The 14068-nt window shown below is 32.7% G+C and carries 11 protein-coding genes; 3 read left to right on the top strand and 8 right to left on the bottom strand.

From position 1 onward, the window contains the following. Window positions 1-30 precede the first annotated feature (30 nt). Entirely contained in the window at window positions 31-291 is a 261-nt protein-coding gene (locus ACUXEY_RS20560; RefSeq protein ID WP_461301486.1) for a hypothetical protein, read from the top strand. Window positions 292-378: 87 nt separating this feature from the next. Further along, window positions 379-1866, top strand: a complete 1488-nt coding sequence (locus ACUXEY_RS20555) for a glycosyltransferase (protein WP_461301485.1) — start codon at window positions 379-381, stop codon at window positions 1864-1866. A gap of 142 nt (window positions 1867-2008) precedes the next feature. Here the strand turns inward: ACUXEY_RS20555 and ACUXEY_RS20550 are convergent, their stop codons facing one another. The 6 genes from ACUXEY_RS20550 to ACUXEY_RS20525 form a co-directional block, all read right to left on the bottom strand. Further along, window positions 2009-2251: a hypothetical protein gene (locus tag ACUXEY_RS20550; RefSeq protein WP_042512571.1), complete on the bottom strand. Its 243-nt coding sequence runs from the start codon at window positions 2249-2251 to the stop codon at window positions 2009-2011. Window positions 2252-2361: 110 nt separating this feature from the next. Beyond that, window positions 2362-2562 carry a hypothetical protein gene (locus ACUXEY_RS20545; RefSeq protein WP_001277651.1) on the bottom strand — a complete coding sequence of 67 codons (201 nt, stop codon included), beginning with the start codon at window positions 2560-2562 and terminating at the stop codon, window positions 2362-2364. A 262-nt stretch (window positions 2563-2824) separates the two neighbouring features. Further along, on the bottom strand, window positions 2825-5215 hold the full coding sequence (locus ACUXEY_RS20540) for a glycosyltransferase (RefSeq protein ID WP_461301484.1): 2391 nt from the start codon (window positions 5213-5215) through the stop codon (window positions 2825-2827). Continuing rightward, window positions 5199-6716, bottom strand: coding sequence for a glycosyltransferase family 2 protein (locus ACUXEY_RS20535; RefSeq protein ID WP_461301483.1), 1518 nt, complete (start codon window positions 6714-6716; stop codon window positions 5199-5201). The genes ACUXEY_RS20540 and ACUXEY_RS20535 overlap by 17 nt, the downstream gene beginning before the upstream one ends. Window positions 6717-7093: 377 nt before the next feature. Next, on the bottom strand, window positions 7094-8116 hold the full coding sequence (locus ACUXEY_RS20530; protein WP_461301482.1) for a WD40/YVTN/BNR-like repeat-containing protein: 1023 nt from the start codon (window positions 8114-8116) through the stop codon (window positions 7094-7096). A 448-nt stretch (window positions 8117-8564) separates the two neighbouring features. Then, window positions 8565-9782 carry an aspartate aminotransferase family protein gene (locus ACUXEY_RS20525; RefSeq protein WP_461301481.1) on the bottom strand — a complete coding sequence of 406 codons (1218 nt, stop codon included), beginning with the start codon at window positions 9780-9782 and terminating at the stop codon, window positions 8565-8567. A 264-nt stretch (window positions 9783-10046) separates the two neighbouring features. Here ACUXEY_RS20525 and ACUXEY_RS20520 point away from each other — a divergent pair, with 264 nt between their 5' ends. Continuing rightward, window positions 10047-11426 carry a catalase gene (locus ACUXEY_RS20520; protein WP_461301480.1) on the top strand — a complete coding sequence of 460 codons (1380 nt, stop codon included), beginning with the start codon at window positions 10047-10049 and terminating at the stop codon, window positions 11424-11426. A 122-nt stretch (window positions 11427-11548) separates the two neighbouring features. On the opposite strand, the gene ACUXEY_RS20515 is transcribed toward ACUXEY_RS20520, so the two are convergent. After that, window positions 11549-12076 carry a hypothetical protein gene (locus tag ACUXEY_RS20515; protein WP_166704631.1) on the bottom strand — a complete coding sequence of 176 codons (528 nt, stop codon included), beginning with the start codon at window positions 12074-12076 and terminating at the stop codon, window positions 11549-11551. A 113-nt stretch (window positions 12077-12189) separates the two neighbouring features. After that, the gene (locus ACUXEY_RS20510; protein ID WP_461301479.1) at window positions 12190-13944 is read right to left on the bottom strand and encodes an adenine deaminase C-terminal domain-containing protein; all 1755 of its coding nucleotides are present in this window, start codon (window positions 13942-13944) and stop codon (window positions 12190-12192) included. Between the last annotated feature and the right edge of the window lie 124 nt (window positions 13945-14068).

Here is a 14068-nt window from a genome sequence, read left to right as displayed (position 1 = left end):
TATTATTATAGTTTTAAAGGAGGCTCTTTTATGTTGGAAATAATACTTTTACTTACTACTGTTTCTTTTCTCTTAATTATTTCTGGATTTTTCATTACCTTAAAACAATATAAAGAAATTAAAAATATAAAGACTATATTAGCTACAAAAAAAGAAAATGAGAAAACTCCATCCGAAAATTCCATCCCTATGCAATTAGACCTTAGTGTTCTCAATAATTTACTCGCTTCTGGAATAAATAAAAACTCTAATTCAAGTAATGAAAATTGTGAATCTGATAAAAACAAATGATTGTTATGCTTATAACAAAAAGAAAATATATCTCCTATTTTATCTAATCTTATTAACAACTACCTCTGATTAAAAAGGAGACTGCTTATGTGTAAAAATTCAATTTCTATTATTATCCCCATACAACATAAAATAAAAAATTTACCTAAAATTTTGGAAGCATGTGAACAACTACAGCCTTTAGAAATTATCCTTACTATTAACGGACATACTCAGGATTCAATTGAGAGTGCAGATTCCTACAATTTTGAAATTATTACACTAGAAGAACCGATAGAACCTACTAATTTTTATGTAATTGGCGCAAAAAAAGCAAAGGGGCAGTACCTCTTATTTTTAGATGAAAATTACATGATTCCCCCCTCCTCACTTATACAATTTCTTCAACCATTACGAAATGGATCTGCTGACGTCGTATTAAATAATTTAGATGATTTTTTTTATCAAAAACAACAGCCAAATATAGCAATGATTTGGCAGCAAGTTACGAATCATTTTTTTCATCGCCCAGATTTAAATATTAACTCCTTATTATTTCCTCCCTATGCAATGACAATAGAAGTGCTTGAGGTAATTACTCCAGATAGTTTATCAAATCCAATATTGGCCCAAATGAAAATTATTGAACATAATTTTCGGATTTGCGATCAATTAAACATTCCTATCCCTCAAGTTCCCTTTTTTCCTTCAACTCAACTCATTCATTATCATCTTGAAGCCATTGCAAATTGGATCAATATATTGCGAGATCAAAGAGGAAACTATACCGATAGTAATCGAAAGCGGGATATTATTTTAGGGCTTCAAAACAGTGAACAAAGTTCTATTCCAAAAATAATTACAGGTAAAGAGTTTTATTCAAATACTTATGGAGATAAACAATTATCAATTATTATCCCTGTTCAAAATGAAGAAAAAACGATAGAATCTGTCATTTTTGAGGTACTGAAATTAAAACCTTTAGAAATTATCGTTATTGTTAATGGATCAACAGATAAAACAGAGGAATTGGCGAAGGGTTGCGGTGCAACAGTTATTAGTTACGAAGAAGCACTTGGAAATGATACGGGACGTGCTGTTGGTGCCTTTTTTGCAAAGGGTGACATATTATTATTTATAGATGGAGATTTTTTAATTTCTAGTTATGATTTATTACCATTTGTACAATCTATTCAAAATGGTACGGACTTAGCTTTAAATAAACTAGAGTACTACTATATGTATCGTCTCCCCTATTCTATCGTCACCGCATGTAAATATGCTATCAACTTAGCATGTAATCGAAAAGATCTAGGGATGGGTTCCACAATTGCTGTCCCTCATGCTTTTAGTCGAAAATGCATTCATACAATTGGGTTTGATTCCCTTCTTTCACCAACCTTAAGTCAAGTTAAAACACTTTTAGCAGGCTTCCATGTGCAAAATGTCCATTCTGTCGACGTTGATAAAATGAATCGTGTTCGACCAGAAAAACACTTCTCTGAGAAAGGTTACCTTTCATTAGCAACACAACAAATCATTGGTGATCATATAGAAGCAATTTCTTACCTGATCGAACAAAAAGAGTACTTTTAATTATACATCCTGCCTACTAAATGATATGTTATCCCATTTTTAATATATGACAGAATAAAAAAGATGGTTTGTAACCATCTTTTTTATTTTTACATCAGTTCAAAAGAAAAGTAGAAGGCAGGCTTTTCATTTCTGTATCTTCTTACGAAGTTTGAAAAGAGAGGCTTGTTAATGAAGATACAACACTTAAATCATCATTTAGTGTAATTGAGAAACATGCAACTAATGGTAAAGTAATAACAATTGATCCACTAGGACTAATTACAATCGTAGGACTTGTCCCACATGCGCCCCCACAATCCACTACTGCATCAATTCCACTACCAGGGGTAATTGTAATTTTAAGACACACATCTAAACAAACATTATTCGTAGTACATGCCATAACTCTCCCTCCTTTCTTGTAACAATATATGCAGTTAGTTAAATTTGGACACGACTCTCTTACTAAATTTTATAAATTATATATTATTTTAATATTAGATTTTTAGAAAATTAACGTTTTATTAAACTATCTAAATCAACTAAAAAACTCAAATCATCCTTTACTGAAATAGAAACACATGCAATAAATGGTATTACATTAAAATTAGATGAACATTCATCATTGCACCTTACGAATATTTCTGCTCCACCATTTGGATTGACTTTAGTTTCTAAACAAATGTTAAAACAACTTTTATTGATGCAAGACAAAGTATTCCCTCCTTTCTTGTACCTAATATTAATTTATGTAAAAATAAAAATATCGTTACCGCTTTATTTACTCTTTACTTTATATACTTAAAATAAATTGAAATAAAAAAAGTAAAAACCTCTTCATGTATTTGAAGAAGCTTTTACTTTTCACTTACACCTGAACCAAAAAAGTAATTTTTTAAATTTTGTTTTCATTCCAATACGTAACTCATACTCTATTCATTGCTATTTCAAGCTGATTAATAAAGTAGCTTCAAAATTAAAATAAATCTTTAAAATCCCTATTTTTTAGTAAATAAGAAAGCCCTTCTACATGATCGCCGGTAATTCTCAATACAGCTGGTGGATGTCCTACTGTTGCAAAGTGCTCATTTGGACGAATACGATTTGGTTTCATTACATCTACAAAATGGACACATTCGACTTTATACCCGTCTAATATTGCCTTTACTTGCGCAACACACGCTGTGTGAAGAGTGTCCCATCCGATTCCCTCTAAACATTTTCTACTAATAGCATGGGGAACAGCAATTGTAGATCCTACCCCTAAATCTCTACGATTACAAGCAATATTCAACATATATTTATATAAATTTACAATATATAGAGGAAATCTAAGATTTAAATTTAAATCGTTTAAAACCATATCAACCCCATCCGCAACAGCCTGCGTTAACGGATGAAGATCTTTTGCTGGAATAGCAAAATCAGCATCAATAAAGAGAAGTATATCCCCTGTGGCTTCCTTTGCACCAATTGCCCGTCCTACATCATGCCCTAATGTTTCTTCATAAACAATTACGGTTGCTCCTAATTGCTTAGCGATTACTTCTGTCTGATCTGTTGACCCATTAATGACAACAATTATTTCTTTCGGTTCAACTTTTCTTGCTTCAAGAATAACTTCTTTAATCGTCGCTTCTTCATTTTGTGCTGGTATAATTATTGATAACTGTTTTCCATTATAAATTGATGAATTCATTCCCCACCCTTTATGGAAACGCGAATTATTCTTTTGCTTTTTTAGTTGCTCTATAATTTCTCTTTTTCTTCCTCCATCTGTATAGTTCCCTCTATCATCTTTTCGTTGTAACCAACTTTCCAAAGCTTTTACATTCTCTTTAATCTCACATACTTCTAATTTAGTTAATTCATTTTTATAGAAAGAGGTTTTATTTGCGGGTATATTATTCAAAGAGGTGTTAGTGATAGCTGACGAGGATTGTAGTCGCCACCCTTTCTCAATAAGAGATATTTGAGATAGAACCGGATTATGCAAGGTGTCATATCCAATGTCTTCAATTGCTTTTTTAGTAATAGCATATGGCATAGATAACATCGAATCATATTTTAAATCCATACGTCCCAATACATCGTTTACTATTTTTCTATACACCATAGCAATACTTGGCCATTCTACTCTCATCTTTTCAAAACATACGGAGTCTATGTTATTTAAGATTACATCCTGTTCCTTTTTTAGTAGTGGTTCTATAAATCGTTCTAATTCTACCGAAAAGATAATATCTTCTCCATCTAAAAATAAAACTACATCTCCACTGGCAATTTTCGCCCCATGAACTGGTGCTTTCCACTTATTTTTCTCCTCAATCACAACAACGTTACTTTCAACAAATCTAGGTATACATTGTATAGCACTCATTCTATCATCAGCTACAATAATAATTTCTAGTGGTTTTATATGCTGCACTTTGCTTAAAATTTGATTCAATTTCGATTTTTCTTCTCCTAAAACTATAACGACTGACAAATCCACTTCTTCTTGTTCTTCTTTCATAGTCGGATTAGGCCTTACTTTTTTTATATATTCAATTGTTTCATACTTTCCTACAGCTGCATGCCCTGCTTTTTTATCGAAATATAAATCTATTACAATTTGATTTATTTCCGTATCTTTATCCAGTTGTTCTAACTCAGAAATGAATGGTAGTAAATGATTTTGCACATCAAATTCACATGCGAAATTTTGCAAAAAATAAATATTCGGTACATATTTAATGTGATTAAAAAATTTCACAACATTAATTCTTTCCCCAAATTTCTCCTCAACTTCTTCTCTTGATAAACCTGGATAAGACAAATCGAAAACTAGATTTATTGGTACAGGTATCCATTTTAATAAATTTGTTTGAGGATTATTAATGAAAGCTGTGGAGCCCTTAACGAATCCAGCTAAAATTAAAGACATAAACCCTCCCCCGGAACTGCCATAAAACAACACATTTTTCGAATCAATTTTTAACTTTGTAAATACTATTTCTAAAATATTTGCTATATCTTGCAAGTAAAATCTATCTAACTCCCCCTGCCCCCAACCTAAAGATAATTTTCCGAGATATAATGTAGGATCATTATAATATATAACAGTATCTTCAAATTCATCCATCCATGAATGTCGATGAAAAATAGGCGGACCAATTGGCTGTTCTTGAAATCCACCTGCTCCAGATCCAAAAACAATAGTGTTGGAAGCATTAGGCTTAATACGAATTAAAAATTCATACGTTACTTTATCCCAATCAACCTTGAGTATAAATGGTTCCGTAGTTTGAAAATCTAATTGCCATAATTCTTCATATGAAATGTTAATTTTTTTGTACTGCTCTAACAGTTTAATCACCCTTTCCATCCATTTTAAGATGTTCTATTAAGTAAGAGAGAGCTTCAACGTGATCACCAATTATTCTTAATACCGCTGGAGGATGTCCATTGTGACTTACATTCTCCATTAAACGAATTCTATTCGGTTTTACAACATCAACGTAATGTACACATTCTACTCTATACCCTTGTAATATAGCTTTTACTTGTGCAAGACTAGGGCATAGTAAACTTTCCCACCCTATTGCATCTAAGCATGATCTACTCATAGCATGTGGAATTGCTACTAATGAGCCATTACTTAATTCTGGACGATTATATGCTAAATTAAGCATATATTTTACGATGTCTACAACATAAAACGGAGGATGTAACATCGGATTTAAATCATTTAATGCTATGTCTACACCAGCTGAAACTGCTTTTGTGAAGTGATGCAAATTACTTCCTGAAACACTGAAATCACCATCAATAAATAAAAGAATATCTCCTGTAGCTTCAAGCGCTCCAATAGCACGTCCAACATTATGACCAAGTCGTTCGTTATATTTAATAATAGTAGCACCAAGTCTTTTAGCGATATTGGCCGTTTGATCTGTCGAACCATTTACAACGACAATTATTTCTAGCGGTTCTATTTTTCTTGCCTCAAGTATTACTTGTTCTATAGTTTCTTCTTCATTTTGCACTGGTATAATGACAGAAAGTTGCTTCCCGTCATAAATTGATGAATTCATACCCCACCCTCGATGATAAGAAGGATATCGCTTGCATTCACCTAACTTTTGAATAATATCTCTTCTTTTTCCTGCATCAGTAAACCCTACTCTTTTTCCCTTTTTCTCTATCCATTTAGAAATACCGATTAAATATTTTCCCAATTTCCCCTTTTCATTTTCTGACAATTCTTTTTTAACTAAATAACCTTCCTCTTTTAACGTTTCATCTCTAGATAACGTTTTTATTGCATATTGATCGTTAATCCGCCAGCCTTGATCCACTATGTTCATATGAGCTAGAACGATATTTTTCATATAATCAAAGCCGATATTTACTACTACTTCCTTCGCAAGTGCATATGGTAATGAAAGTATTGAATTGCTTTTTAAATCTGGTCGACTTAAAATTTCATTTAACATTTTTCTCCATACAATATCCATATTTGGACATTTACCAACTTCTACAAATTTATCTATTTTGTTTAATACTACATCAGCCTGATTTGTAACAACTGGTTCAATAAATTTCTTTATCTCATTTGTAGATATTGAAAAATTACTATCTACAAATAACAAAACATCTCCTTTTGCTTCCTTTACAGAAGCTTCATACCCCCCATAATACGTACTATATTTATCTATCAAAACAATATGGCATTTATTTTTCTTTGCTATTTCATACAAATTACTTCTATCGTTAGGAACTAAAATTATAATTTCAAGAGGATTTAGCTTCCATATAGATTGAATTGACTCTTCTAATATTTGCTCTCTTTCACTATACAAAATAATAACCGTTAACGATTTCATTACACGCCCCCTTTACACATCATGTGACATAAAGTGAAACTTTAATCAGTGGGGGTTTTCTTCATCCCCCCCACTGATTATTAGCCCTCACCAATCGGACTTTAATGGGCAGCCCGACCCCCACCTAAATTCTTTGCTTTCGCTGAATTTTGAGGTGGGGTTTTACTGCCCATAAAAGCGGGATAAAATATTAAGTATTACCATTTCCTTTGAATTTGCTACTTTATTAACATATTCAAAAGTGAATTATACTGTGTAAAAACAACCGTCTATTTTTGAAAATATAAGTTCTACACTCGTTCCCTTCCTCTTATCATTATTTGTTACAACTCTCACCATTTAAAAACAAAAAAAGCCCTAATTTCTTTAGGACTGTTTTAAACTAATTTATTTACATTATTAATTTTATATACTACCTTTTTCCATGTTATACCTCTATCTATTGTAGTAAATATTTCTTTTTTATTACACGCCCAACCTTTACGCCGATTAAAAAAATGCAAACAGAATACATTTTTCAACAATGGATTACTTGATACTTTTATCCATTTTGATCCTTTTTTTATTATTTGATATACACTTCCATTTTCACTATTTATAACCCAGCCATAATAGGAACTAAAAAACGAAACAGCCACTTTACTAGTATTTATTGTTTTGTTTGAAGTATGCCATGAATTCCCTTTATCAAATGAGTAATTCATTAAAAATACATCATCATTCAGTTTAATTGGTATTACTAATAAATTATTTTTATAGATTGCTTTATAAGCCATAGTAGTCCCATTATTAATTCCTTCAAGACTTGGAATATCTTTTATAGGATGCCAACTTTCCCCACCATTTATTGTTTTAAATACCGTTGATGTTTCATAATGTTTTTGTAATGAAATAAACCCAATTAGATCGTTTATAAATGTTATCCCTGAAATACTATCACTAATACTTATATTTTTTATTACTTTCCAAGCTTTCCCTTTCGTTTTCAAATAGTATAAATTATGTTCAAATTTATTTGATGCAAGCTTTCTAGATAATACAATCCATATACTGTCCATATTCGTAGCATGCAATTGCACTTGAACATCAGTCGATTTCTCCCAATCTTCTTCAACCGGTAAAATAAACTCACTCCATCTTTCTCCTCTATTAACTGTATAAAATATAGCTGGCAATAAATCCTCATTCGTTTTTGTTAAACCATATGCCCAAGAGCTTCGAGCATCTAATGGATATGCAAATAATACAATTGAATTTAGAGGATTAACAACATCCCATTCTACTCCTCCGTTTCGAGTATATAAGATGGCCTGCTTTTTATTTGTATATTGAATACCAGCCCAACCATATTTATCCGTTCTCATTTGTAAAGAAGTAAATTGAATATCATTATTTTCCAATATATCACCTCATTCTTATTATTTATATATTCGTATGCTACTATTTTCAAAACGTTCTATCATTAGTTGTTAGTACCACTCGTTTATCTACTATCTTTATATTTACTTTCTCTTTTCTTCAACAGTAAAATATCATTCAATCATGTATCAAATCTAATAAAATCCATTCTAATTCTTGCTATTATTATTTAATAACAACTGTATTTTATAAAGTGAAACTTTAATCAGTGGGGGTTTTCTTCATCCCCCACTGATTATTAGTTGAACCAATCGGACTTTTATGGGCAGTTGATCCCCCACCTAAATTCTTTGCTTTCGCTGCATTTTGAGGTGGGGGTCTTACTGCCCGTTAAAGCGGGATAAAATTCAATTATAAAAAATGCACCCCAATTGCAAAACTATTTTTAACAATTAGGGTGCACTTTATATAAAATATAGCTTTTAATTTTTAAGCACTTACTACAGCTGCAACTTTATCCATACAAGAAATAAATTGATTAATAAATGCATCAATTTCTTCTTTTGTAATTATATATGGAGGAAGTAAACGAATGATGTTCCCTTGTGTAACATCAACTAATATCCCATTCTCCATTAGCTCTACCTGTAATTTCTTCACATTTTCATTTGTATCATTCAAACTAATTCCAAACATCATGCCAGCATGACGTACTTCCTGAATATAATAAGGATTTTCTTTCTGAATTTCTTGCAATTTATCATTTAAATATAGTGACGTTTCATACGCTTCTTGCATTAAATCATCGTCAATTAATGTGTTTAATACCGTTAATCCTAACGCCGTTCCCATTGATGAATGAGCAAATGTTGTGCCGTGATCTCCTGGTGCAAATACATCACATAACTTTTCACCAACAATAATTCCACCTAGTGGTATCCCGCCTCCTGCTCCTTTACCAATTTGAATAATATCCGGTGTAATATTGAAATTTTGATAAGCAAATAGTTTACCAGTTCTCCCCATACCACTTTGAACTTCATCGACGATAAGTAGTACATTATATTTCTCACATAAGTTTTGAACACCATGTAAATATTCACTTGATAAAGGGTATATCCCCCCGCTACCTAATACAGGCTCTAGCATAATCGCAATTGGATTTTCATGAATAATCGTTTCTTCTAATTGCTCTATATTCTCGCGCTCTACTTCATATACAGGAATCGATGTTTTAGGGAAATTTTGATATACACTTTCTTGTCTCGTAAAATGAAGTGCTCCCAACGTACGCCCGTGGAAACTGTTCTTCAGCACTATAATTCCTTCACGTTTTTCATTCGTATTAAATCTATATTTATCAATTAATTTCAACGTCGTTTCTGTCGCTTCCGTACCTGAGTTTGTAAAAAAGACCTTTCCGTTTTTTAATGAGCAATCCACTAATTTCTTTGCATACTCAATCGCAACTGGATTTAAAAAATGAAACGGTAGATGCAACGATTTTGTAACTTGTTCCATTGTCGTTTGCACAATTTTCGGATGATTATACCCTAATACGTTCACTCCGACACCAGAAAATAAGTCTATATACTCTTTACCATTCACATCATAAAGCTTGCATCCTTCTCCTCTTTCTATTGCAACTTTCGTACGACAATACGTAGACATCATATATTCTTTATCTAATTGAAACCAATCCGACATTTTAAATTCCTCCTAGTTATTTTCCCTGTTTATTTATGTTTATTCTCTATAAAGTCATGTATAAATTCATTTTTAAGATTGTAATTTTAATAGTAATTTTCTTCTCGATATCCATTTTTCCATAATTTCTTCTATTTCAACAGGTCCACTACATGTGCGTTTTTTTCATCTAGCGGTCTGTTACTACTTTGCATATCATACATAATCAAGGCTATGAAATCATATTTAGTAACAATGGACAAAAAAGATTTGGAGGCTATATCGATGAATGAAAACTATGATAAACAGGGGCAATCTTTACTAGGCAAAGGCTTTAATGTAAATGAAGAACGTAATGAGCAAGCTCCACTTCACTCTCAAACAGTTGGTTCGCGTGGACCTGTTCTAGAGCAAGATAGTGCACTTCACGAGACGTTACAAGAATTTATTCACGAAAAAATTTTAGAAAGACCTGTTCATGTAAAAGGATTTGGTGCGTTCGGTTATTTTCAAACGATTTATCCCATGTCTGAACATACGAAACTAAGCTTTCTACAACATTCTAATGAGAAAGTTCCCGTTATGGTACGATTTTCATTAGCTGTTAGTACGAAAGGCACACCTGATACTTCTAGAAATGTACGCGGTTTTTCTACAAAGTTTTATACAAAGGAAGGCATTTTCGATCTTTTATGCAATCACATCCCTGTCTTTTCCGTTCGTGATCCAATGCGCTTCCCAGAAACGATTCACGCGTTGTTACCTTCGCCTAAAAATAACTTAATAGATCCTAATAGGTTTTGGAGCTTTGTCGCTAGAGCACCTGAATCCATTCATTTCGTTGTCCATTTATATTCTGATGCTGGTACGGCCAAAAGTCTTCGCCACATCCCAGGACATAGTGTAAATACATATGTTTGGAGAAATACAGAAGGTAACCAAAAGTATGTAAAGTATCATTGGTACCCATTTGAAGGTGTACAATACATTACTAATGAGGAAGCGAATAAACTGGCTGCCGAAAACCCTGATTATAGCGGGAAAGATTTATATGATGCAATTGCAAATGGTAAACCAGTAGAATACGGATTATATGTCCAGCTCATGGACCCGAAAGATGAAGCACATCTTGCTTATGACCCTTTAGATGATACAAAAGTATGGGATGAAAAGGTGTATCCTCTTATACCAATAGGCAAAATGGTATTAAATAAAAATCCTGAAAATTATATGGAAGAAGTAGAAAAAGTCGCCTTCTCCCCTTCTAATTTGCTAGACGGTGCAGAACTATCAGATGATAAAATGCTGCAAGGGCGAGCTAACATTTATAGTGATTCTCAAAGGAGAAGAATTGGACCTGAATTCCGCAAATTAACGATTAACCAACAACGAAATTGGACAACTGCTAATCAAATAACGAGCGGTGACGGAAGATACGTTGAAGGTACACTTGAAAGAACTTCTATAACGAAACAAGATGACTTTACGCAGCCTAGTGAATTTTATGCGAAGTTAAAACCGATACAAAAAGAACATCTTGCTGAAAATTTAGCTGGTGATTTGAAAGTTATCTCCGATGATATTAGAAAGATCGTTTTAGGGTATTTTCATAAAGTGTCAGCTGATTTGGTGAAGAGGATTGAAAGTGCGATGCAAAAGCTTTAAGTATATAAAAAACGTCATTTTTAAAATAAAAAATGACGTTTTTTATGGCGAAATCACTAGAAATTTCTACCACTTCATTTACAATTATTAACGAATTTTTCCACACTTAAAATTCCGTTATTTCATTTTAGATTATGGTACTCATTTCTCTTTTTCATATAATCTTTTTCACATTGCAACGGCTTGAATTTTACTTTTTTCCCTTTCTTCTTTTTCGTTTTTATAACGAGCCATTCCCCTTTTTCAACATCTAGTTTTAGGCGTTTCATTACATTGATATTATCTTTTTCTTTATAAAGTAAAAATGCTTCTTGAGCCCTCACAAATAAGCTAGGCTGCTCGCTAAATCCACCACTATCATAAATTTTAGTTAGCGAATTATAATAAGAATCATTTTCTCTTCCACCATACATCAAATGGGCCGCATCCAGGTCTCTTTTACTTACTTCCCAAAAACTATGTTCATCAATTTTTAAATTAAATGTGGATTTAATATCACTTATTATATTCTTCACATGCTTGTCATCTCGAATTTTCCTTTTTTCAAGACAATCAGAAGATAATTCTGGTGCATCTGTTTGAGAATGTACAACTTGTTGAATAGATACACATAATATAAATACAGTTAAAATATACAATATTTTTTTCATACTTATGTTTCACCTCAAGTAATTTAGATACTTATATTATTTGAGGCTCACAATATTCTTATGCTAACAATGTAAAAGGCCCTATAAATTGGACTTTTATAGAGCCTTTCATTTTAATATTGCTTTATCAACTTCACTGGTAAGTTCAGTACCTTACTACTTTTTACGTCATATAGTCCTATAGGCGTTACCCGTATAAAAGGTAAGTGCGTCGCAGAAAAGAATAAAATGGTAAATGCCGGATCGTCATACGCGTAACCACGCTCTTGGAGTAGTTTCACCATCTGTTTCTCTTCCTGTATTAAATCACTCATTTTTAAATTAGACATAATCCCGAGCAATGGTAATGCGATTTCGTGTAATACTTCATTCTTTTCAGCTAATACCATTCCCCCGCCAAGCTCTTTTACTCTATGAAAAGCTGTTAGCATATCTTCTTTATTCTTCCCAATAAGAATGATGTCACCGGTACCAGAATATGAGCTAGCAAGCCCACCAAGTTCTTTCGCAAAACCTTTGACAACTGTATTCACTCGCCACGTACCGTCACGAGCAATCATCATAAGAAAACACTCATCATGATTTAGAGAAAGTTCATCACTGTTTAAATCAATATGAGTCGTGTATGGTTTTGTTATAACGTTATTTAATAATTGTATTCCTATTTTATTAGCAAAAACCATATCCTCTTTTTCTATAGACCAGTCTAATAATAATGGAGTTACTTTGAATTTACTCCATTCTATAAGTAAGGATTCATTTTTATTTATTCTGTCACGCTTCACCCATTTCCCCTTTGCAATTACACTTATTGGAACCGGGTTTTCTTTACTTTCCAAAATATTAATATTAGCAATTCTACCTGTCGCAATTGAACCATGTAGATGTTCCATATTGTAATAACGAGCGATATTATAGCTTGCCATATGATAAGCATCTATTACTGGCACTCCTTGTTTTATCGCGGTAGATATCATTACGTTTGTCATTCCATTTTCATAAAACGAAGGATGTGAGCCGTCTGTCGTAAGAATAAATCTATCAAACTGCTTTACTCCTACTTCCAACAATTCTTTCAGTAACACTTCTAAATCTGGACGGATTGAAGAATTCCTAAGAGAAACTGTGTAACCTTGCATAAGACGGGCAAAAGCTTCCTGCCCTGTCATCGCTTCATGATCACAATCTGTACCTAAAAGCTTTAACTTTGCTAAAGTCGTTTCAGATGCTCCTGGAAAATGCCCTTCTACTTTTTTATGTAATCGTTTCGTTTCCTGTACCCAATGTAACATTTCATCATCGCCATGTAATAACTTTGGCCACGCTGTTAGCTCGCCGCCTTGAAGAACTGCGTCACGCTTAAGCCACTCTATTATTTCTTCACGATTAAATAAAGATTCCCCGTTTTGCAATTCAGTTTGTCCATCAAAACGACACCACCAATACATACTTGATGGAATCTTTTCAAATTCATCTAATAAACGAAATGCTTCTTCACGTTGTAATGTGAAAAATAAAGTTAAATTATCATTAATAAAAGTCGTTGTCCCAAACTGCATCGCATAATTCGCTAAAGTTTCAGGATTATATAATTGATATGGATGTGCATGCGGTTCTATGTAACTTGGAACTACATACTTTCCATCACAATCAATAACTTCACATTCATGCAGTTGCGCTGGCAATTTTTCGCCTACATATACAATCCGGTCATCGTAGATCCAAATATTTGCTTGCACCCACTCGCGCATATAGGAATTTAAATAAGTTGCATTCTTACATAAAATATGCGGACTTCTTTTGCCATCTATTACTTCAACATGTTCTCTTAATTGCTTGTTACTCCATCTAAACTGATTTTCTCCCAATGAATTTCACTCCACATCTAGTTACTATTATTTATTAAAATAAAAATAATCAACAAACTAAAGTATTATCCATTCATAACTCCCCTGTATAACCCCTATCCCCTTCATTATATGGAATGATTTT

This window comes from Bacillus sp. F9_6S_D1_P_5, assembly GCF_054823925.1.
Note: the sequence above shows the minus strand (reverse complement) of the source record. Positions and strands in the feature narration are given on the sequence as shown.

Coding starts and splice junctions, on each gene's coding strand:
- ACUXEY_RS20560 (WP_461301486.1), top strand. CDS start 31: ATGTTGGAAATAATACTTTTACTTACTACTGTTTCTTTTCTCTTAATT.
- ACUXEY_RS20555 (WP_461301485.1), top strand. CDS start 379: ATGTGTAAAAATTCAATTTCTATTATTATCCCCATACAACATAAAATA.
- ACUXEY_RS20550 (WP_042512571.1), bottom strand. CDS start 2,251: ATGGCATGTACTACGAATAATGTTTGTTTAGATGTGTGTCTTAAAATT.
- ACUXEY_RS20540 (WP_461301484.1), bottom strand. CDS start 5,215: ATGGAAAGGGTGATTAAACTGTTAGAGCAGTACAAAAAAATTAACATT.
- ACUXEY_RS20535 (WP_461301483.1), bottom strand. CDS start 6,716: ATGAAATCGTTAACGGTTATTATTTTGTATAGTGAAAGAGAGCAAATA.
- ACUXEY_RS20525 (WP_461301481.1), bottom strand. CDS start 9,782: ATGTCGGATTGGTTTCAATTAGATAAAGAATATATGATGTCTACGTAT.
- ACUXEY_RS20520 (WP_461301480.1), top strand. CDS start 10,047: ATGAATGAAAACTATGATAAACAGGGGCAATCTTTACTAGGCAAAGGC.
- ACUXEY_RS20515 (WP_166704631.1), bottom strand. CDS start 12,076: ATGAAAAAAATATTGTATATTTTAACTGTATTTATATTATGTGTATCT.